Source organism: Streptomyces aurantiogriseus (assembly GCF_014649375.1).
Taxonomy (GTDB): Bacteria; Actinomycetota; Actinomycetes; order Streptomycetales; family Streptomycetaceae; genus Streptomyces; species Streptomyces aurantiogriseus.
In genome coordinates this window covers 206,155-226,200 of sequence record NZ_BMSX01000007.1, presented here as the reverse complement: position 1 = coordinate 226,200, position 20,046 = coordinate 206,155, and the positions used below count along the sequence as shown (strand labels likewise).

Below are 20,046 nucleotides of genomic sequence, written 5' to 3'. Positions count from 1 at the left end.
GTCTACGCTGCGTCCCAGTCCAGCAGCTCAAGGAGGCACAGGTGCCGCAGGTGCCGCAGACATTCTTCGATGCTCTCGCGGTGCGCACCTGGTGCGGTCTCGCGCTGCGCGCGCTGGGGCGGGCGCGCGAGGAGATCGACGCGATCAATGTCTATCCGGTCGCGGACGGGGACACCGGCACCAACCTCTACCTGACCGTCGAGTCGGCGGCGACCGCCGTCGAAGCCGTGTTCTCCGGGTACGAGGCCGGCTCGGCGTCCGCCGGGAGCCCCTCTGTCGCCGACGCCGCGCGCGCGATGGCGCACGGCGCGCTCATCGGCGCGCGCGGGAACTCCGGGACGATCCTCGCGCAACTGCTGCGCGGCATGGCCCAGGTGCTGGCTGCCGAGGGTGAGGCCTCTCACACCGACGCGGACGGGCTGCGCCTGGCCCTGCGGCAGGCGGCCGACTCCGCCCGCAGGGCCGTGGCCCATCCGGTCGAGGGCACGGTCCTGTCGGTCGCCTCGGCCGCCGCCGACGCGGCGGGGGGCGCCGGGGGCGACTGCGGGACCGTCGCACGGGCTGCCTACCAGGGAGCGTGCGCGGCCCTCGCCGCGACCCCGGGCCAGCTGGCCGTCCTGGAGCGCGCCGGGGTGGTCGACGCGGGTGGGCGGGGGCTGGTGGCGGTGCTCGCGGCGCTGGTGGAGACGTTCACGGGGGAGAGGCCGGGGGCCCCGGTGAGCTCCGGTGCCGAGACGCACGCGTGCGTGGAGACCGCGGGGCTCCTGGAGTCCGGCGAGGCGGAGGACTGCGCGGACCAGGCGGCGGACGCGGGCGGTCCCGCCTTCGAGGTCGTCTACCTCCTGGAGGCCGAGGACGCGGCCGTGGACCGGCTGCGGGAGCGACTCGACGCCCTCGGCGACTCGCTCGTCGTGGTCGGCGGCGACGGCCTGTGGAACGTCCATGTGCACGTCGACGACGCCGGCGCCGCCGTGGAAGCGGGCGTCGAGGCCGGCCGCCCGTACCGGATCCGTATCACGCACTTCGGTGTCGACGACGTGCACGCGCGCGGGGGCGAACGTCCGCCCCGCGAGCGTGCCCAGCGGGCGGTCGTCGCCGTCGTCCCCGGCGAGGGCCTGGCCGGGCTGTACGCCGAGGCCGGCGCGACGACGGTCCTCGCGCGCCCCGGGGAGCCGCCCGCGAGCGGCGAACTCGTCGAGGCCGTACGGCGGGCCCACGCGCGCGAGGTCGTGCTGCTGCCCAACGACGCCGACCTGCGCCACACGGCGGCCGCGGCGGCCGAGCAGGCCCGTTCGGAGGGCGTCCGGGTGGCCCTGATCCCCACCCGGTCCGCGGTCCAGGGGATCGCTGCCCTCGCCGTGCACCAGCCGGACCGCCGCTTCGACGAGGACGTCGTCTCGATGACCTCGGCGGCCGGCGCCACCCGCTACGCCGAGGTCGCCGTCGCCGAGCGCCAGTCGTGGACCATGGCCGGCATCTGCCAGGCCGGTGACGTCCTCGGGCTCATCGACGGTGACGTCGCCGTCATCGGCGCCGACGTCACCGCCACCGCCGAGGCCGTCCTGGACCGCATGCTGGCGGCGGGCGGGGAGCTCGTCACCCTGGTGCTGGGCGACGAGGCTCCGGACGGCGTCGCCGAGCGGCTGGAGGGGCGGGTGCGGGAGGCTTACCTTGCGGTCGACACGGTGGTGTATCGGGGTGGGCGGCAGGGGGCGTTGTTGCTGATCGGGGTGGAGTAGGCGGAGGTTGGTGCGAGGGGATCGTTCAACAATTCTCTTACCTCTTGGAGGATTGTTGAACGATCCCCCCATCCCTGATGGGATTGTTGAACGATTCCCCTACTCTGGGGTGGGATCGTTCAACAATCCTCCTGTCCTCGGGGAATCGTTCAACGATCCTTCTGCTCCTCCGCGACCTGAAGCAACTGCCCCGCCTCCGCCCGCCGCGCCCGCACCGTCTCGTCACCCCCACCCTCGACATCGACCTCGGCCTCCCCGTCCGCGTAAGCCCGAAGCACCGCACGCGCGCGTGCCGCCGCGTCCGCCGGCCGCCCCAGGTCGGTCTCCAGCCAGCCCGCGGCCAGTTCGGCGCCGGTGCGGGCGTGCAGGGCGTCGTCCCCGAGGGCGACGAACACGGCGACGGCCTCCGCCATCTGGCACAGGGCCTCCTCCAGCGCCGCCCGGATCGAGTCGTCGTCGGCGTCCTCGGATGCCGAGCGGGCGAGCAGGTCCCCGAACTGGCGGTGGGTGTGGCCGAGTTCGACGACGAGCCGCCCGCGCGCCTCCTCGTCGTCCGTCAAGCCCAGGGCGTCCGCGCACTCCTCGACGGCGCCCGTCATCAGCTCCCGCGCCGCCTCCGTGCCGTCCTCCGTGCGCAGCGCCAGCCACGCGCGGGCGCGCAGGGAACGGACGAGACCGTGGACGTTGCCCAGGGAGCGCCACAGCTCACCCGCGCGCACATAGGCCTGGTCGGCCTCGGCCGGCAGCCCCGCCTGGCCGAGGGACTCGGCGGCCAGGTGCGCCAGGGTCGCGTGGTCGTGCTGTTCGGGCCAGTGGCGGGCGATCTCGGCAGCCTGGAGTCGGCGTTCGGCGGCGGCCCGATGCTCCCCGAGCTCGCTCAGACAGTCGCCGAGCCACCACTGCGTCTGGACGACCGCCCCGTCGCCGTGTGTCTCGGCACTCAGGTCCGCCAGCGCCGACTCCAGCACCTCCGCGGCCTCGGCCCAGCGGCCCTGCCGTACCAGGAACCCGCCCAGCTGGTGCCGCGCCCAGGCACCGAGCGTCGGGCTTTCGCCCGCCTCGTCGGCCCAGTGCGCCGCCTCCAGGGCGTGCTCGGCGGCCTCCTCCGCCTGTTCCCGGCCGCCGACGACCTCGGCGAGCTGGAGATGCAGCTGGGCCCGCCCGACCGGCTCCAGATGGGCGCCACCATGCTCCAGGGCCGCCCGCAGCGCCCGCTCCGCCTCCACCAGGTCGCCCAGGTGGTGCGCGAGCCCGGCCAGCCGGGCCTCGTACTCCACGGCGAACCACGGCAGGCCCGCCGCGACGAACTCCGCCGCCGCGCGCGCGAACAGTTCCGCGCCGGCCTCCGCGTTCCCCGAGTGCGCTGCCAGCTCCGCGAGCATCGCGTGCCCCTCGGCGATCCGCGCGGCGAGCCGTACGTCGTCCCCGGTCCGTCCGTCGACGAGCGCGAGCAGCTCCCGTACGGCCGTCTCGGTCTCCGTCAGGACGGACTCGGCCACGGGCCCGTCGGCCTCGTGGACGCGCCGCATCAGGATCCGCGCCCGGCCCATCAGGACGCCCGCCGCCTGCCGCACCTCCGTGCCGCCCTCGGCGTACAGCGCGAGGACCCGGTCGTAGGGGTCGGCGACCGCCGCGAGCGCCTCGTCGACGTCCCCGGCGAGGGCGCGGACGTACGCGGCACGCGCGCGTGCCGCCAGAGCCTCCCCCGGGTCGCCCGCCTCCGCGTACAGCTCCGCGGCCCGCTCGAACGTTTCGGCGCCCTCCGGGCCGCGTCCCATCGCCTCGTGATCGACGATCTCCGCGCGGTCGCGCGCGTCCAACTCGACCCCCTCGGCGGCCCGCGCCACCGCCGCCCACGCCTCCATGGCGTGCGGCTGCAGAGTGTCCGACAGCCGTCGCGCCTCGACCAGCAGATCGGACAGCTCCGGCTCGGCCGCCTCCTGGACCGGAACAGGAGGCGCGACCACCGAGGGCGCCGGCCGCACCGCCCGCACCCCCAACGGCAGCCGCTCCACCAGCGGCCGCTGCGCCATACGCGCGCGTGCCCGCTCACTGACGTGCGACGTGCCGTTGCGCTCGTCGAAACGGGCGGCCAGCGCGAGGGCCTCCCCGCGCGCGTGGGCGGCGAGCTCGGCCGCGGTCCACACCCGCCCGGCCGGACCGGGCACCTGCTGACCGCCGAGGCCCAGTTCTGACAGCCGCCCCATGAGCAGCACCACCACGCTCAGGAACTCCAGCTTGCTGCGCGGATGCCCCTCGTCCGTGAAGTACGCCGGCCGCTCCGCGAGCAGCTCCAGGCCCCGCGCCTCGTTGCCGGTCAGCGCGCAGAACTCCACATGGTCCGCGTACGCGCCCCGCATGCTCTCCATGGCCCGCACCAGCCGGAAGCCGCGCAGGTGATGGGCGCGCGCCTCTTCCAGGCGGCCCAGCCGCAGCAGCGGCACCAGGGACGACGCGAGCACCGTGTGCGGCTCGTGCGCGCACGTGTACGCGCCCTCCAGGACGGGCGCCCACAGCTCGAGGGCCTCGGCGTCCCGGCCCCGCTCCGCCTGCCACCAGCCCTGCCCGTGCAGCTCGCAGGCCTGGCAGTCGGCCATGCTGTCCCGGTCCGCGGCCAGCCAGGCGCCGAACGCCCGCTCGGCCCGCGCCACGTCCCCGACGTGCGCGGCCACGCTGAACTCGGCGCTGCGCACGGCCCGCTCGGAGTGGCCGGCGAGCCGGTAGCGGTGCTCCATCTCGCCCAGCCACTTCTCCACCGACGCCAGCGGGATGTGCGGCTGGTCGAGCATGCCGGCCGACATCCACTTGAAGACCCAGTGCAGCGAGTGCGTCTCGTACTCGTCGAAGTCCTCGGGCCGCTCGTCCCACATGCGCAGCAGCCGCGCGAACGGGACGAACATCTTGGCCTTCTCGGAGCTGTAGTTGTAGACCTTCAGCTGGTGTCCGAGCGCCTCGATCACGGCGAGCGGGATGTTCAGCTTCTCGGCCTCGACGAGCAGCTGCTCCGCGCGCGCGTTGCGGGCCGGGCCCTCCGGCTGCTCGGAGTTCTCCGCCATCGCCCGGCGGAGCGAGTCGAAGTCCGTGATCCCGGTCATCAGTGGCCGTCCTCCCCCTGTGCGGACTCCCCGTGAGCGGACTCCCCGTGCGTGGCCCACTCCAGGAGGCCGATGAACGCGCGGTTCAGCAGCGCGGAGTCCGCGGGCCGCAGCGGCCGCTGCGCCATCAGCAGCGCCTGCCCGTACAGCGACTCCGAGGCGGTGCCGATCAGCTCCGGATCGTTCAACGAACTGATCCTGCGGATCAGCGGGTTGAAATGGTTGAGCACCAGACGCGCGCGCGGAGCGCTGCCCCGCAGCGAACCCAGGATGCCCGCCCACAGATCGTCGGCCTGCGCCTCCTCCTCCGCCCGCGCCTGCTCGTGCCGGGCGGCCCGGTCGTCCAGGTGCAGCGCGGGCACCGACAGCGGGTGGAAGGCGCGCAGGACGACGTCACAGCCCAGCGGGTCGAGCTTCGCGCGCGCGGCCGCCAGGAAACCCGACAGCGCCAGCTCCTCGGCCGGATCCACCGCGTCCAGGTGCGCGGTCACGGTGTCCGCGTCCAGCTCCGCGACCACCGTCCCGGGCCGCACCGACGGCAGCGCCTCGACCAGCTCGCTGTCGTACGTGTAACCGCCGTTGATCACCCCGACGCCCTGCGCGGACGCGATCGGTGCGACCTGCCGGTACTCCTCCACGGTCCGCGTGAAGTGCACCACCGGGTGCCGCTGCGCGAACTCCTCCAGGGACAGCCGTCCGTCGGTCGTCTCGAAGGGCAGCCACGGCAGCATCGTGCGCAGCATCTCCTTGTCGTGCCGCGCGAGGGACTTCACGCCCAGGTGGTGCACGGCCAGGAAGGCCGCGAGGCGCTCCGGGTCACCGGCGGCGAGCCCCGTCAGCCACGCCCGGATGCGCTCGCCCAGGGCCTCCCGCACGGCCGCCAGCGTCTCGTCCTCGTACAAGGACTCGCGTGAGGCCGTGGGCCGCAGGCTGTCCGTGTCGAGCACACAGCGCACGAAGAACGCCCAGTCGGGCAGCAGCTGTTCGGCCCGCTCGGTCAGCAACATGCCCTTCAGATGCACGCGATGACTCGCCCGCTGAGCCGGACTGACCGCCGCCGGCAGCACGTACGCCACCCCGCGGATCCCCGCCAGCGGCACGTCCAGCTCGATCGAGTCGAGCGGCGTGAAACCGAACAGCTCATGGCAGTGCCGGGCCAGGGCCACCCGCCGGTTGGCGGGGGAGGGGTACGCCCGGTCCCAGGGCGCCGGCAGATCGGTGACCGCCTCGTCGCCCACCCGGACGTCGTACGGCAGCAACGAGCCGAAGTCCCGCGCCAGCTGGAGGACCCGCTGCTCGGTGAGCCACTCTCCGGCCCCGGCGCGCGCCACCAGGTGCACCGTCGTGCCCGGCTCGGGGCGCTCCTCGTGAGGCAGCGTCCGCACGGTGTACGAGCCGTCGTCGCGGGCCGTCCACTCCACGGGCGGCGAGCCGGGGGTACGGGCGCTGCGGCTGACCACCCGGATCCGCTCGGCCACGACGAAACAGGCCAGGAGCCCGATGCCGAACTGCCCGAGGAAGTCGGACCGGGCCTCCTGCAGCCCGTCCGCCCGCTTGGAACTGCGCCCGATGGTCGCGAGGAGGTTGTGCACGTCGGCCTCGGTGAGACCGACCCCGGAGTCCTCCACCCGCAACTGACCGCCCGACGCGAACAGCCGCACGCGCGCCGGGGCGTCGGGCTCCTCGGCCCGCCGGGCGGTGATGGCGTCCACGGCGTTCTGCAGCAGTTCGCGCAGGTAGACCTTGGGACTGGAATAGAGATGATGGGACAGCAGGTCCACCAAACCACGCAGGTCGACCTGGAACGTATGAGGTGACTGTGATGCCTGGGATGACTGTGAGGTCTGGGAGTCCATCGCTGCAGCGCCGCGGATTGGGGGAGGGTCGACGGCGCGGGGTCGGGCGGTCCCGGTGGGGCGGTGACCGCGGGGGATGGCCGGAGCGCGCCATCCTAGGGCCCGAACGAGCCGTCTGACCAGGGGTTTCAAGACACATATACGGCATTGTCAGTGGTGTGGTGTGCAATGGATCTCGTGCCCGCACTCGAAGAACCACTGAAAAAGGTGCTCGGCCCACCGACCGCGAAGGTGATGGCCGAGCACCTCGGCCTGCACACCGTCGGCGACCTCCTGCACCACTACCCGCGCAGATACGAGGAGCGCGGCCAGCTCACCCACCTCGCCGACCTCCCCATGGACGAGCACGTCACGGTGGTCGCCCAGGTCGCCGACGCCCGGCTGCACACCTTCGCCTCCGCCAAGGCCCCCCGCGGCAAGGGCCAGCGGCTGGAAGTCACCATCACGGACGGCAGCGGCCGCCTCCAGCTGGTCTTCTTCGGCAACGGCGTCCACAAGCCCCACAAGGAGCTCCTGCCCGGCACCCGCGCGATGTTCGCGGGCAAGGTGTCCCTGTTCAACCGGCGCCTTCAACTGGCCCACCCCGCCTACGAACTGCTGCGGGGCGACGGCGAAGGCGCGGCCGAGACCGTCGAAACCTGGGCCGGCGCCCTCATCCCGATCTACCCCGCCACCGCCAAACTGGAGTCCTGGAAGATCGGCAAGGCGATCCAGACCGTCCTGCCCAGCGCCCAGGAGGCCCTCGACCCCCTCCCCGACAACCTCCGCGAGGGCCGTGGCCTGATCTCCCTCCCCGAGGCCCTCCTCAAGATCCACCGCCCGCACACCAAGGCCGACATCGCCGACGCCCGCGCCCGCCTGAAGTGGGACGAGGCCTTCGTCCTCCAGGTCGCCCTCGCCCGCCGCCGCCACGCCGACGCCCAACTCCCCGCCGTCCCCCGCGAACCCCGCCCCGACGGCCTCCTCGCCGCCTTCGACGACCGCCTCCCCTTCACCCTCACCGAGGGCCAGCAGAAGGTGTCGAAGGAGATCTTCGACGACCTGGCGACGGACCATCCGATGCACCGGCTGCTGCAGGGAGAGGTCGGAAGCGGGAAGACCATGGTGGCGTTGCGCGCCATGCTCGCCGTCGTCGACGCCGGCGGTCAGGCGGCCATGCTCGCCCCCACCGAGGTCCTCGCCCAGCAGCACCACCGCTCCGTCGTGGAGATGATGGGCGAGCTCGCCGAGGGCGGGATGCTGGGCGGGGCCGAGGACGCCACCAAGGTCGTGCTGCTCACCGGGTCGATGGGAGCGGCCGCGCGGCGGCAGGCGCTGCTCGATCTCGTCACCGGAGAGGCCGGGATCGTCATCGGCACGCATGCGCTGATCGAGGACAAGGTCCAGTTCCACGACCTGGGCCTCGTCGTGGTCGACGAACAGCACCGCTTCGGTGTCGAACAGCGCGACGCCCTGCGCGGCAAGGGCAAGCAGCCTCCGCACCTGCTTGTCATGACAGCCACGCCCATCCCGCGCACGGTCGCGATGACCGTCTTCGGCGACCTGGAGACCTCCGTCCTCGACCAGCTCCCGGCCGGCCGCTCACCCATCGCCAGCCATGTGGTCCCGGCCGCCGACAAGCCCCACTTCCTCACCCGCGCCTGGGAGCGGGTCCGCGAGGAGGTGGCGAACGGCCATCAGGCGTACGTCGTCTGCCCGCGGATCGGCGACGAGGAGGACGATCCGAAGAAGTCAGGCAAGAAGAAGTCCCCGGAGGACGAGGCCGAGAAGCGTCCGCCGCTCGCCGTCCTCGACGTGGCGGACCAGCTCGCCAAGGGCCCCCTCCAGGGCCTCGGGGTCGAGGTCCTGCACGGTCGTATGCCTCCCGACGACAAGGACGCGGTCATGCGCCGCTTCGCCGCCGGCGACACCGACGTCCTGGTCGCCACGACCGTCATCGAGGTCGGCGTCAACGTCCCGAACGCCACCGCGATGGTGATCATGGACGCGGACCGCTTCGGCGTCTCCCAGCTCCACCAGCTGCGGGGGCGCGTCGGCCGTGGCTCGGCGCCCGGCCTGTGTCTGCTGGTCAGCGAGATGCCGGAGGCCAGCGCGGCCCGCCAGCGCCTCAACGCCGTCGCCTCCACCCTCGACGGCTTCGAGCTCTCCCGTATCGACCTCGAACAGCGCCGCGAGGGCGACGTCCTCGGCCAGGCCCAGTCCGGCGCCCGCTCCAGCCTGCGCGTACTCGCCGTCATAGAGGACGAGGAGGTCATCGCCGAGGCCCGCGAGGAGGCCACCACGGTCGTGGCAGCCGACCCGGAGCTCACCCACCTGCCAGGCCTGCGCACGGCTCTGGACGCACTCCTGGACGAGGAAAGAGAGCAGTACTTGGAGAAGGGGTGAACCGTCCCACGTCACCCAGCCCTGCCAGACTGGACCTGTAGCCACCCCACGACCAAAGCCACCCCACGACCAAGGACCCGAAATGACCCGCGTGATCGCCGGCGCAGCCGGCGGACGCCGCCTGGCCGTCCCGCCGGGAACCGGTACCCGCCCCACCTCCGACCGCGCACGCGAAGGTCTCTTCTCCACCTGGCAGTCCCTGCTCGGTGGCCCCTTGGACGGCGAACGCGTCATGGACCTCTACGCCGGCTCCGGCGCCGTAGGACTGGAGGCGCTCTCCCGCGGCGCGAGCCACGTCCTGCTCGTGGAGGCCGACGCACGAGCGGCCCGCGTCGTCCGGGAGAACGTGAAGAACCTCGGCCTCCCCGGCGCCGAGGTCAGAGCGGGCAAGGCGGAGCAGGTGATCCGGACGGCACCTCCGGCCGAGCCGTACGACCTCGTCTTCCTCGACCCTCCGTACGCCGTCGGGGACAACGATCTTCGGGAGATTCTGCTCACACTCCGCACGGAGGGGTGGATCGCGCCGGAAGCCCTCGTCACCGTGGAGCGCAGCACCAGAGGCGGAACGTTCGACTGGCCGGAGGGCTTCGAAGCGATCAGGTCCCGTCGCTACGGCGAGGGAACGTTTTGGTACGGTCGCGCCGCCTCTACGTGCGAAGACGCACGATGACCGGACCGGAGAGCGAGGGATCACAAGTGCGCCGCGCCGTCTGTCCCGGGTCGTTCGACCCGATCACCAACGGACATCTCGACATCATCTCCCGCGCCTCCCGTCTCTACGACGAGGTCTACGTCGCGGTGATGATCAACAAGTCCAAGAGGGGCCTGTTCGAGATCGACGAGCGGATCGACCTGATCCGCAGGGTCACCGCCGAGTACGCCAACGTCAAGGTCGAGGCCTTCCACGGCCTCCTGGTCGACTTCTGCAAGCAGCGCGACATCCCAGCCATCGTCAAGGGCCTGAGAGCGGTCAGCGACTTCGACTACGAGCTGCAGATGGCCCAGATGAACAACGGCCTCTCCGGCGTCGAGACGCTCTTCGTCCCCACCAACCCCACCTACAGCTTCCTGTCGTCCTCCCTGGTCAAGGAGGTCGCCACCTGGGGCGGAGACGTCTCCCACCTGGTCCCGCCGATCGTCCTCGAAGCACTCACCGAGCGGCTCAGGAAGGACTGACCGCCTGACGGCCCGTCACCCGGTGTCCGGCGGACACCTCATGGCCGTACAGTCGTCCCGTCCGTCTCCAACACAGCTGTAGAGAGTGGCGAGCAACCGGTGGACGTGCAGAAGAAGCTCGACGAGATCGTCACAGCGGTCTCCAGTGCCCGGTCGATGCCGATGTCGGCCTCGTGCGTGGTCAACCGCGCGGACCTGCTCGCCCTGCTGGAAGAGGTGCGCGCGGCCCTGCCCGACTCTCTCGCTCAGGCCCAGGAGCTGATCGGCGGCCGCGAACAGATGGTCGAGCAGGCCCGCCAGGAGGCCGAACGGATCATCGAGACCGCGCACGCCGAGCGCGGTTCCCTGATCTCCGACACCGAGATCGCCCGCCGCTCCCAGGCCGAGGCCGACCGCATCGTCGCCGAGGCCCGCCAGGAGGCCGAGGAGATCCGCGCCGAGGCCGACGACTACGTCGACTCCAAGCTCGCCAACTTCGAGGTCGTCCTCACCAAGACCCTCGGCTCCGTCGGCCGCGGCCGCGAGAAGCTCCTCGGCACCGGTCCCGGCCTCGACGAGCAGGGCTACGAGGACGAGGACGCCCCGGAGCGCAGCCAGGACCCCGAGACCCTGCGCCGCGACGCCGACGCCTATGTGGACGCCAAGCTGGGCGCCTTCGAGGCGGTCCTGGCCAAGACGCTGGAGGCGGTCGGCCGCGGCCGCCAGAAGCTGCACGGCCGGGTCGCCACCGACGACCTCGGCGCCCTCGCCGACGACACCACGACCTTCCAGCACTCCTCCGACGCGGACTACCTCGCCGACCTCGCCGCCCTCGCGGAGCAGGACACCCCGGCCGAGCAGCCCGCGCAGCACCAGCAGCAGTACGACCAGCAGGCCGTCCAGCCCGCGTACGGCTACCAGCAGGACCCGTACGCGAGCGGCTACCCGCAGCAGACCTACGGCGGCCAGCCGGACCCGTACGGCTATCAGCAGGCCGACCCCTACGCGTACCAGGGCTACGACACCCAGCAGGCCCCCTACGACCCGAACCAGGCCGTCCCCCAGCCGCATCAGTCGCAGCAGTCCCACCAGTCGCCTCAGGAGCAGGACCCGCAGGCGTACGCCCTCGACGAGACCAGCCTCTTCGACACCAGCATGATCAGCGCCGAGCAACTGCGCGCCTACGAGCAGGGGCGCGGCCTGTAGCAGCCGGGGCGGCGGGCACCGGATTGGGCTGTGAGCGGAAGCTCCAGTATCCTGGCTCTTCGGTCGCGTGTGCGCTTCGCTGACTTCGTATACGCCCGCGATCATCGCTGCCCGGAACACCGCAGGGCAGCGTCCCTCCGAGCTGAGAAGATCGAAAGCAGGAATGGCCCTGAACGCCCGCCTCGACCACCGCAACCCTCTCGTGTTCGACACGCACGAGCTGGGTCGGCGTCCTGGCGCGCTCCAGCGCCTGACCCGCACGATCGACGCCCCCAAGGACCTCGGTATCCAGGGGGTCATCGGAGTGCCGGAAGGCGCCCCGGTGGAGCTGGAGCTCCGCCTCGAGTCGGTCATGGAAGGTGTGCTCGTCACAGGCACCGCCCGTGCACAGGCCGAGGGGGAGTGCGTAAGGTGTCTGGAGCCGGTCGAGCTGGAGCTCGAAGCGGACTTCCAGGAGATGTTCTCGTACCCTGACGCCGATGACCGGGGTCGCCCCAAGGCGGAACCGGCCGACGACGCCGAGGAAGACGAGGACAGGCTCTTTCTCGAGGACGGCCTGTTCGACCTCGAACCCGTGCTGCGCGATGCGGTGGTGCTCGCACTGCCCATGCAGCCGGTGTGCCAGGACGACTGCCCCGGCCTGTGCTCCGAGTGCGGAGAGCGGCTGGCGGACGACCCGGACCACCACCACGACGCCGTCGACATCCGTTGGGCGGCACTGCAGGGACTCGCCGGTTCACTCGAAGACGGCGAGAAGGACGAGATGAGCGGCGCCGAAGCGGGCGTCGACGAGAAGCAGGAGAAGTAGCCGTGGCTGTTCCGAAGCGGAAGATGTCGCGCAGCAACACGCGCCACCGCCGGTCGCAGTGGAAGGCTGCGGTCCCCACCCTGGTTGCGTGCGAGCGCTGCCACGAGCCCAAGCAGCAGCACATTGCGTGCCCGTCTTGCGGCACCTACAACAAGCGCCAGGTCCTCGAGGTCTGAGCGGCTGGTGAGAGGCTTCATGTCTGACGCCAAGGCGGACTCAGTCGCCAGGAAAAAGGCGGACAACACGGCCTCGTCCCACACGCTTCTGGAAGGGCGGCTCGGCTACCACGTCGAGTCCGCCCTTCTGGTGCGAGCGCTGACCCACCGTTCCTACGCATACGAGAACGGCGGTCTGCCGACGAACGAGCGGCTGGAGTTCCTCGGGGACTCCGTGCTCGGCCTCGTCGTCACGGACACGCTGTACCGCACCCACCCCGACCTGCCCGAAGGCCAGCTGGCCAAGCTGCGGGCCGCGGTGGTCAACTCGCGTGCGCTGGCGGAGGTCGGTCGCGGCCTCGACCTGGGCTCCTTCATCCGGCTGGGCCGGGGTGAAGAGGGCACGGGCGGCCGGGACAAGGCGTCCATCCTCGCCGACACCCTGGAAGCGGTGATCGGTGCGGTCTATCTCGACCAGGGCCTCGACGCGGCCTCCGAACTGGTGCACCGCCTGTTCGACCCGCTGATCGAGAAGTCCTCGAACCTCGGTGCCGGCCTGGATTGGAAGACCAGCCTCCAGGAGCTCACCGCGACCGAAGGGCTCGGCGTCCCCGAGTACCTGGTCACGGAGACCGGCCCCGACCACGAGAAGACCTTCACTGCTGCCGCCCGCGTCGGAGGCGTCTCGTACGGCACCGGCACCGGCCGCAGCAAGAAGGAGGCGGAGCAGCAGGCCGCCGAGTCCGCGTGGCGGTCCATCAGGGCCGCGGCGGACGAGCGGGCCAAGGCGGCCAAGGCCGTCCAGGCCGTCCAGGCCGTCGACGGCAGCGCGGACCCCGAGTCCGCCTCCGCCTGATCCACCTCACGAAACGAGCGCCCGCCCCCGCCGAGGGTCGGGCGCTCGGCTCGTACACCCTTTCTACGGGGGAGCCCCATGCCCGAGTTGCCCGAGGTCGAGGTCGTCCGGCGCGGCCTGGAGCAGTGGGTCGCCCACCGCACGGTCGCCGAGACCGAGGTGCTGCACCCGCGTGCCGTACGCCGTCATGTGGCCGGCGCCGACGACTTCGTGCACCGCCTCAAGGGACACCGCGTCGGCGTTCCGAGCCGTCGCGGCAAGTACCTCTGGCTGCCGCTGGAGGACACGCCCCAGGCGATCCTGGCGCACCTCGGGATGAGCGGGCAGCTCCTGGTGCAGCCGCAGGGGTCACCCGACGAGAAGCACCTGCGCATCCGCGTCCGCTTCGCCGACGCCCTCGCCACGGAACTCCGCTTCGTCGACCAGCGCACCTTCGGCGGTCTGTCGCTGCACGACACCACCCCCGACGGCCTGCCCGACGTCATCGCGCACATCGCCCGTGACCCCCTCGACCCGCTGTTCGACGAGGAAGCCTTCCATCAAGCCCTGCGGCGCAAGCGGACCACGATCAAGCGGGCCCTGCTCGACCAGTCGCTGATCAGCGGCGTCGGCAACATCTACGCGGACGAGGCCCTGTGGCGCACCCGCATCCACTACGACCGCCCCACCGCGACCTTCACCCGCCCCCGCACCGCCGAACTCCTCGGCCACATCCGGGACGTGATGAAGGAGGCCCTCGCCGTCGGCGGCACCAGCTTCGACAGCCTGTACGTCAACGTCAACGGCGAGTCGGGCTACTTCGACCGGTCCCTGGACGCGTACGGGCGTGAGGGCCTGCCCTGCAAGCGCTGTGGCACGCCGATGCGCCGGCGCCCCTGGATGAACCGGTCCAGCTACTACTGCCCGAAGTGTCAGAGGCCGCCGCGCGTCTCGTCGTAGCGCGCGCGGGCCGCGAGGACGTCGTCCATCCGACCCTCCACCAGGTGGATCAGGCTCAGAAGCCGTTCGGCCACGTCGCGGCCCAGTGGGGTCAGTTCGTAGTCCACGCGGGGCGGGTTGGTCGGCTGGGCCTCGCGGTGCACCAGGCCGTCGCGCTCCAGCGCGTGCAGGGTCTGCGACAGCATCTTCTCGCTCACGCCGTCGACGCGGCGGCGCAACTCGTTGAAGCGCAGCGAGCCCTCGTACAGCGCGCAGAGCGTGATGCCGCCCCAGCGTCCCGTGACGTGCTCCAGCGTGCCGCGCGAGGGGCAGGCCTTGGCGAACACGTTGTACGGGAGGTCCTGCTCCGCAGTGCGCTCGTGAGTGCCGTTCATGTCTCAAGCGTACGCGAACGCAGCGCTAACCGACAGATTGCACTAACCAGAAGTTAGTGCTTTCCTGTGGTTACCGCTGATGAGCTGCTGCTGCGCTCTCGCCTCCCCTTTTTCTCCGCTTTCGAGGAGTACGCACGTGTCCACCCCCGTTGTCTCCATTGCCTACCACTCCGGCTACGGCCACACCGCCGTCCTCGCGGAGGCCGTCCGTTCCGGTGCCGTCGAGGCCGGTGCCGAGGTGCACCTGATCAAGGTCGACGAGATCACCGAGGAGCAGTGGGCACTGCTGGACGCCTCCGACGCGATCGTGTTCGGTTCGCCGACCTACATGGGCACGGCGTCCGGCGCCTTCCACGTCTTCGCCGAGGCCACCTCGAAGCGCTGGGCCGCGTCGGCCTGGCGGGACAAGCTCGCCGCCGGCTTCACCAACTCCGCCTCCAAGAGCGGCGACAAGCTGCACACCCTGCAGTTCTTCCAGATCCTTGCAGCCCAGCTCGGCATGCACTGGGTCAACCTCGGCCTGCTCCCCGGCTGGAACAGCAGCACGGCTTCGGAGAACGACCTCAACCGCCTCGGCGTCTTCGCCGGCGCGGCCGCCCAGACCAACGCCGACGAGGGCCCCGAGGCCGTCCACAAGGCGGACGTGGCGACGGCGGAGCACCTGGGCCGCAGGGTCGCGGAGACGGCGAAGGTGTTCGGCGAGGGGCGCGCGAGCCTGGCGGCCTAGGTCGGGCTGCTCCCCGGCGGGCCTTTCGGGCGGTCCCGGCGGAGGGGTGACGGTACGGGGCGGCTCCGCCAACGGCTTTCCCGGCTGGGTCCGCCGGGGCGGATCCAGCCGGGAGGCGGCCTAGTACCCGAAGAAGTGACGGGCCGGGTCTCTGACCTGCGGCCGTGCATTCGGTCAACGCTGCGACCTGCGACTTAGCCATCGGTGGTTGTCAGCGTTGGTCGTCATTGAGCACCCCCGCACGGCCCAGAGACGGCCCGAGCGGGGGTGCACTCGGCCGTCCACGATCGGCACATCCCCCAGACTAGTTTTGCTGCCTGCTTCAAGGGCACACGGCCAGTGACACTCCGCGGAGGTACTGAGATGAGTGCCGGAGAACGGGCCAAGGCGAAGGCCGAACAGGTGGTCGGAAAGACTGTGCGGAAGGCGGCCCACGCTGTGCACAAAGGAACCCTCGAAGCAAAAGGCGCCGCTCTCGAAGCGCGGGGCATGATGCGCGGCGCGAAAGAACGGTCCAAAGGCTCCCTCAAGCACTGACAGGTCGCTGCTGTACCGCACGGAGGGCCTGACCACGGTGGTCAGGCCCTCGGCGTGTGTCCGGTCCGATTGCCTACAAGCGTGGTGGGAGTTCCTCGTCCTGGTCGGCTGGGCGGATGGCCATGGCGACAGCGCGGCCGGCGTGCTGGCATACGGCGGATCGCTACCTAGATGTCGCCGCGCACCGCTTTAGGAGCGAGGTTGGGCAGATGCTCGGGTGATCAGCGGCTTTGCCGACTCGGGCACGTCTGGCGCTGAGTGCCGTGCCGCACCGCGGTTCCCCGTGAGACCCCGTCCGATCTGGCACGAGAGTGGCACGGCCCGTTGACCGTGCCGCAGCCCCTCGATGCGAACTACAGGCGCGACGGTCGCTGAGGCCTGCCGGGCTGGTCAGCCGGTCGTCGAGGGCTCATGACGGTCGACTGCGGTTGTGCCGGTTGCTGTACTCCACTGCTGTACAGCACCAGCTTGGAAGATCGCGTATGCGGATCGGCGCTTAGCTGGCGAGACGCTGACCTCGGTGTTCCCGAGGCTCCCCGTGGGTCCCCGATCGTTGCTGCTCGATCGGGCACGTAGGGGGCACGCATAGTCTCCTCCGCCCTGCCAAGACGCGGGCGCCGAGTGTGACGCCGGCGGGCCTAGGTCGTGTCTTCAATTGGTCTTGCATGGTCGATCATGGTCTGGTGATACGGCGCCATGAACTGGCCGATGCAGAGTGGGAATTCGTCCGGCCGCTGCTGCCCGAGTCATTGCGGGGCCGCAAGCGGTTGGATGACCGAAGGGTGCTCAACGGGATCGTGTGGAAGTTCCGCACGGGCACGGCCTGGCGCGATGTGCCCGAGCGGTACGGCCCGTGGCAGACGCTGCACACCCGCTTTCGCCGTTGGGCCCTGGACGGCACGTTCGAGCAGATGCGCCAGGCAGCCCAGTCCCAGGCGGATACGCCGGCGACATCGACTGGCTGGTGTCGGTCGACTCCACTGTCGTACGCCCCCACCAGCATGCCGCCGGGGCTCGAAAAGGGGGCTCCGCAGCCCTTGCCTCGGACGCGCCCCGAGCCGACCCACCCTGATAGCTGTCAGGGTCACGACGTCCCTGGTGCGGTCTACGGTTCGAGTCGTCGGTTTCGACTCCAGAGGAGACCCCATGGGACTGAGAAAACGAGCGGCTGCGACGGTCGTGACGCTGATCGCCGCGTTCCTTCTTCCGCTGGCTGCGCAGGCACCGGCCCAGGCAGCCGCGACCGCGTGGACGCCGGGGATCTCCCCCCTGCACGACGGCGAGTGGGTGATGCGGGATATACCGGGTGGTGACCAAGCTGACTCGTGGCTCAAGAACTGCGCCCGGGCATCAGGGATCGCCTGTGTATCGGTCGGTCAGGGCGACGGCAAGCAGAGCATCTTCCACCTGTACAAGTGCGGTACGCGGTCACTCTCGAACTTCATCGACGCGCTCTCTGTGCTCAACAACCAGACGGGCGGAGCCGAAGTCCGTTTCACAGGGCCCAACGTGGGTACGTACCGCGCCCCTGCCAACCCCAACGTCATCTGGAAGTTCCCGAACGCGGCGACGTACGACTTCAACACCATGTCCGTCTGCTGAGGTCACACCGCCCCGGGCACGCCGATGAGGGTGTCCGGGGCATCGCCGCGCACGACTCGCGAGCTACTCGACGACCCTGACCCTGGTCTCCGTCGCCCCGAACGCCCACAGCGCCGCGCCGTCCTCCTTGTGGAGGCGGATGCCGCCGGTCTGGGTGCCGGCGGGGGCCGGGGGCGGGGAGGAGCCGTCGACCGCGTTCGACAACCGGTGGTGTCATGGGCTCGACAAGGTCGGCGGAACGACTTTGGCCGGGAGCTGCTTTGGCGCGAGTGATCATGGCCCCGTAAGCTTCCGGCGCGTCGGGCAGTCTGTTGACCTGCCCGTTAAAGCACGACGTTGGGGCCATGATCTTCGAGGCTCGCGCCAAAGTGGCTGGCTAAGAGGTCGTTCTCTTTCCGAACCTCGTGTACGGATTCCGCTGGTCAGACATGGGATTGTGGCTGTCGTGGAAGTCTCGGCTCGTTGCTGGCCGAGATGTTGTGGGGGCGGATGCCGTCGATGCGGGCGGTTCTGGAAGCGCGGCGGCAGGCCGCGGTGGTGCGGGTGGAAGAGCTCGAAGCCGAGCTGGAGCGGGTGCGGACGGACTTGGCGGACGCGAAAGAGGTGCTCAGGCGAAGGGTGATCGGCCTCGAGCAGTATCTGGAGGCGCTGGCCGAGGAGAATGCGCCCGCCGTGGTGGTCGGCGGGTCGCTGAAGAAGCCGGTCGGACCGTGACGCGCGGTGCCGCATCGGAAGAACGCGGCAGGGGTCGAGGACCTGTCGGTGGACTACCAGGCGGTGATGGCTGCCGCGACGGAGGCCGCAGCCGATGGGCTGGATGCCCGGCGGACGGCCGTGGTGCTCGGCTGGGACAGCGCGTCCGCCTCCCGCGTCGAGGGTGCGAGAGCGCGTCTGAAGAGGCTGGTGGAACGGGGCTGGCTGGTGGAAGCGAAGCCTGGAAGGTTCACGCTGCCGGCATCTCAGCAGGCCGATGATGTTGTGCGGCCAGGCGGCGGTTCATGAGTGCGATCATCGACCACCGGATGACGGACTCACTCGTGTCGGTGCGTCGTTCGTAGTCCCGGACCAGGCGCCGGCTGCGCAGGAGCCAAGCGAAGGATCTTTCGACGACCCAGCGGCGGGGCAGTGCCTGGAAGCCGCGGACGTCCTCGCGGCGGCGGACGACGTCGAGGACGAGCCCGAGATGCTGAGTGGTCCAGTCGGCGAGGTGACCGGTGTAGCCGCCGTCGGCCCAGACCCGCGCCAGCCGCCTCAAGCGGCTGGTGCCTGTCGGCAGAAGTGTCCTGGCGGCGTCCCGGTCGGTCGTCGACGCCGGTGTGACCAGCACGGCCAGGAGAAGTCCGAGCGTGTCGGTGAGCAGGTGCCGCTTGCGCCCGTTGATCCTCTTGCCTGCGTCGAACCCGCGTGAGTCGTGGGCGACGGTGGCGTCCGCCTTCACCGACTGGGAGTCCACCACAGCCGCACTCGGCTCCGGTTCACGGCCCTCCGCCCGGCGGACCGCCTGGCGCAGGCGGTCATGCAGTTCGCCCACCAGCCCCGTGTCCCGCCAGCGGGCGAAGAAGGCGTAGACGCGCGGCCAGGGCGGGAAGTCTGCGGGCATCGCCCGCCATTTGATGCCGTTGTCGACGAGGTAGCGCACTGCGTCGATCATCTGCCGGTGACAGTAGCCCTCGGGTCGGCCGCCGCGGCCTGCCAGCCATCCCGGAACCGGCAGCAGATCCCGCACCAGATCCCACTCGGCGTCGCTCATGTCCGAGCCGTACCGGGGCCGGCGATCCGGCCGGTCGGCCGCGTTACCGAACCTGTGGGCGAGGCAGTCACACCCACGAGTGGACCAACTGGACCCGGCAACCACGACCACGCGACACTTCGACAACGGGGCCTCTTGATTCTCGCTGGACTCGACAACCGCGAGCTACCAAGAGGCCCTACTTCCATGCCCACGCACCGGCCAACTCACCCGAACCAGGACGCTGTTCGAAGCCCACCGACCACGTGAGCGGATAGAGAACAGCCAGTAAAGTCGTGGAGCCGACCGCCCCAGCCACCCACGATCCCGCCCACCACGGCCCGCATGATCCAACGAAGCCCCAGCCGTCGCGCACCTGCTTTTGGAGCACAAAGCGTCTGTTGGTCTGTGGCCGCACCGTGTGATCGGACCTGTGGGGCCGTGTCGTCTTCCACCAGGTCGGGCCTGGTGGTGTTGGGCCATGGTTGGGGATCAGGCTCGGTCCGGTGCGTCGGCCCGTGGCGGGGCCAGAGCGAAAAGCGTGATCACCCCGGGGCATCGAAGGTGGCGCGGGGCCGGGGCGGCGCGCAGCCGTAGGCGGGAGCGCAGCCCCGAGCCCCGAGCCGCGCGCCGGCCCGCAGTGCGGGCCGGTGGTGTGTGATCAACCCAGTGGCGGCCGGAAGCCGGAAGGGACACAGCGACCGGATGGCCGAAGGCCAAGAGCCCCCACCCTGGACCTGTGCCGCCGGAGGACCGGTGACCGAAGGGGATGGAGGCTCAAGCCCTGAGGGGCTGTGAAGCATGGGGGAGCTGATGAACCTTAGAGGTGCTGTCGACTCGTGTTATCCCAAGTGCGCGACGGCTTGGGCTTCGTTGGATCATG

17 protein-coding genes and 2 pseudogenes are annotated in these 20,046 nt (G+C 70.8%); 14 read left to right on the top strand and 5 right to left on the bottom strand.

Translation table 11 applies throughout. The features are described 5' to 3' along the window. Positions 1 to 41 precede the first annotated feature (41 nt). Positions 42 to 1,739 (top strand): DAK2 domain-containing protein, encoded by a 1,698-nt coding sequence (gene fakA / locus IE263_RS17420; protein ID WP_189937397.1) that lies wholly within the window; start codon positions 42 to 44, stop codon positions 1,737 to 1,739. A 149-nt stretch (positions 1,740 to 1,888) separates the two neighbouring features. On the opposite strand, the gene IE263_RS17415 is transcribed toward fakA, so the two are convergent. Together IE263_RS17415 and IE263_RS17410 are read right to left on the bottom strand one after the other, a co-directional pair. After that, positions 1,889 to 4,834 carry a tetratricopeptide repeat protein gene (locus IE263_RS17415; protein WP_189937396.1) on the bottom strand — a complete coding sequence of 982 codons (2,946 nt, stop codon included), beginning with the start codon at positions 4,832 to 4,834 and terminating at the stop codon, positions 1,889 to 1,891. After that, positions 4,834 to 6,690 carry an HSP90 family protein gene (locus tag IE263_RS17410; protein ID WP_189937394.1) on the bottom strand — a complete coding sequence of 619 codons (1,857 nt, stop codon included), beginning with the start codon at positions 6,688 to 6,690 and terminating at the stop codon, positions 4,834 to 4,836. The genes IE263_RS17415 and IE263_RS17410 overlap by 1 nt, the downstream gene beginning before the upstream one ends. Positions 6,691 to 6,858: 168 nt before the next feature. Between IE263_RS17410 and recG the strand changes: the two genes are divergently transcribed. The 8 genes from recG to mutM all read left to right on the top strand — a co-directional run bounded on the left by recG (position 6,859) and on the right by mutM (position 14,194). Continuing rightward, positions 6,859 to 9,075 (top strand): ATP-dependent DNA helicase RecG, encoded by a 2,217-nt coding sequence (recG, locus tag IE263_RS17405; protein ID WP_189937391.1) that lies wholly within the window; start codon positions 6,859 to 6,861, stop codon positions 9,073 to 9,075. An 82-nt stretch (positions 9,076 to 9,157) separates the two neighbouring features. Next, on the top strand, positions 9,158 to 9,745 hold the full coding sequence (gene rsmD / locus IE263_RS17400; protein WP_189937389.1) for a 16S rRNA (guanine(966)-N(2))-methyltransferase RsmD: 588 nt from the start codon (positions 9,158 to 9,160) through the stop codon (positions 9,743 to 9,745). Between the two features lie 26 nt (positions 9,746 to 9,771). Continuing rightward, positions 9,772 to 10,251, top strand: a complete 480-nt coding sequence (gene coaD, locus IE263_RS17395) for a pantetheine-phosphate adenylyltransferase (protein ID WP_189937670.1) — start codon at positions 9,772 to 9,774, stop codon at positions 10,249 to 10,251. A 99-nt stretch (positions 10,252 to 10,350) separates the two neighbouring features. Further along, positions 10,351 to 11,436 carry a F0F1 ATP synthase subunit B gene (locus tag IE263_RS17390; protein WP_189937381.1) on the top strand — a complete coding sequence of 362 codons (1,086 nt, stop codon included), beginning with the start codon at positions 10,351 to 10,353 and terminating at the stop codon, positions 11,434 to 11,436. Between the two features lie 163 nt (positions 11,437 to 11,599). Further along, entirely contained in the window at positions 11,600 to 12,244 is a 645-nt protein-coding gene (locus IE263_RS17385; RefSeq protein WP_189937379.1) for a YceD family protein, read from the top strand. 2 nt (positions 12,245 to 12,246) lie between these two features. Then, on the top strand, positions 12,247 to 12,420 hold the full coding sequence (gene rpmF / locus IE263_RS17380) for a 50S ribosomal protein L32 (protein WP_003951102.1): 174 nt from the start codon (positions 12,247 to 12,249) through the stop codon (positions 12,418 to 12,420). A 7-nt stretch (positions 12,421 to 12,427) separates the two neighbouring features. After that, on the top strand, positions 12,428 to 13,255 hold the full coding sequence (gene rnc, locus IE263_RS17375; protein WP_373311998.1) for a ribonuclease III: 828 nt from the start codon (positions 12,428 to 12,430) through the stop codon (positions 13,253 to 13,255). A gap of 78 nt (positions 13,256 to 13,333) precedes the next feature. Further along, positions 13,334 to 14,194 carry a bifunctional DNA-formamidopyrimidine glycosylase/DNA-(apurinic or apyrimidinic site) lyase gene (mutM, locus tag IE263_RS17370; protein WP_189937374.1) on the top strand — a complete coding sequence of 287 codons (861 nt, stop codon included), beginning with the start codon at positions 13,334 to 13,336 and terminating at the stop codon, positions 14,192 to 14,194. Here the strand turns inward: mutM and IE263_RS17365 are convergent. Continuing rightward, positions 14,167 to 14,568 carry a winged helix-turn-helix transcriptional regulator gene (locus IE263_RS17365; protein ID WP_189937372.1) on the bottom strand — a complete coding sequence of 134 codons (402 nt, stop codon included), beginning with the start codon at positions 14,566 to 14,568 and terminating at the stop codon, positions 14,167 to 14,169. The two genes, mutM and IE263_RS17365, sit on opposite strands and share 28 nt — an antisense overlap. 136 nt (positions 14,569 to 14,704) lie before the next feature. Between IE263_RS17365 and IE263_RS17360 the strand changes: the two genes are divergently transcribed. The 4 genes and pseudogenes from IE263_RS17360 (at position 14,705) to IE263_RS17345 (ending at position 17,434) form a co-directional block, all read left to right on the top strand. Then, positions 14,705 to 15,295 (top strand): flavodoxin family protein, encoded by a 591-nt coding sequence (locus IE263_RS17360; RefSeq protein ID WP_189937370.1) that lies wholly within the window; start codon positions 14,705 to 14,707, stop codon positions 15,293 to 15,295. 363 nt (positions 15,296 to 15,658) lie between these two features. Further along, positions 15,659 to 15,832 (top strand): hypothetical protein, encoded by a 174-nt coding sequence (locus IE263_RS17355; RefSeq protein ID WP_167532579.1) that lies wholly within the window; start codon positions 15,659 to 15,661, stop codon positions 15,830 to 15,832. 665 nt (positions 15,833 to 16,497) lie between these two features. Next, a pseudogene (locus IE263_RS50020) lies at positions 16,498 to 16,734 on the top strand (transposase); the annotation flags it as partial. 244 nt (positions 16,735 to 16,978) lie between these two features. Continuing rightward, positions 16,979 to 17,434: a hypothetical protein gene (locus IE263_RS17345; RefSeq protein WP_229911023.1), complete on the top strand. Its 456-nt coding sequence runs from the start codon at positions 16,979 to 16,981 to the stop codon at positions 17,432 to 17,434. Between the two features lie 63 nt (positions 17,435 to 17,497). On the opposite strand, the gene IE263_RS17340 is transcribed toward IE263_RS17345, so the two are convergent. Beyond that, positions 17,498 to 17,638: a hypothetical protein gene (locus IE263_RS17340; RefSeq protein ID WP_189937690.1), complete on the bottom strand. Its 141-nt coding sequence runs from the start codon at positions 17,636 to 17,638 to the stop codon at positions 17,498 to 17,500. Between the two features lie 294 nt (positions 17,639 to 17,932). Here IE263_RS17340 and IE263_RS17335 point away from each other — a divergent pair. After that, a pseudogene (locus IE263_RS17335) lies at positions 17,933 to 18,436 on the top strand (hypothetical protein). Here the strand turns inward: IE263_RS17335 and IE263_RS17330 are convergent. After that, a complete protein-coding gene (locus IE263_RS17330) occupies positions 18,378 to 19,184 on the bottom strand; it encodes an IS5 family transposase (RefSeq protein ID WP_189937363.1) in 807 nt (268 codons plus the stop codon). The pseudogene IE263_RS17335 and the gene IE263_RS17330 overlap by 59 nt on opposite strands. Positions 19,185 to 20,046 lie beyond the last annotated feature (862 nt).

Coding starts and splice junctions, on each gene's coding strand:
- IE263_RS17330 (WP_189937363.1), bottom strand. CDS start 19,184: ATGAGCGACGCCGAGTGGGATCTGGTGCGGGATCTGCTGCCGGTTCCG.
- rsmD (WP_189937389.1), top strand. CDS start 9,158: ATGACCCGCGTGATCGCCGGCGCAGCCGGCGGACGCCGCCTGGCCGTC.
- mutM (WP_189937374.1), top strand. CDS start 13,334: ATGCCCGAGTTGCCCGAGGTCGAGGTCGTCCGGCGCGGCCTGGAGCAG.
- IE263_RS17345 (WP_229911023.1), top strand. CDS start 16,979: ATGGGACTGAGAAAACGAGCGGCTGCGACGGTCGTGACGCTGATCGCC.
- IE263_RS17365 (WP_189937372.1), bottom strand. CDS start 14,568: ATGAACGGCACTCACGAGCGCACTGCGGAGCAGGACCTCCCGTACAAC.
- IE263_RS17385 (WP_189937379.1), top strand. CDS start 11,600: ATGGCCCTGAACGCCCGCCTCGACCACCGCAACCCTCTCGTGTTCGAC.
- IE263_RS17415 (WP_189937396.1), bottom strand. CDS start 4,834: ATGACCGGGATCACGGACTTCGACTCGCTCCGCCGGGCGATGGCGGAG.
- recG (WP_189937391.1), top strand. CDS start 6,859: ATGGATCTCGTGCCCGCACTCGAAGAACCACTGAAAAAGGTGCTCGGC.
- IE263_RS17410 (WP_189937394.1), bottom strand. CDS start 6,690: ATGGACTCCCAGACCTCACAGTCATCCCAGGCATCACAGTCACCTCAT.
- IE263_RS17355 (WP_167532579.1), top strand. CDS start 15,659: ATGAGTGCCGGAGAACGGGCCAAGGCGAAGGCCGAACAGGTGGTCGGA.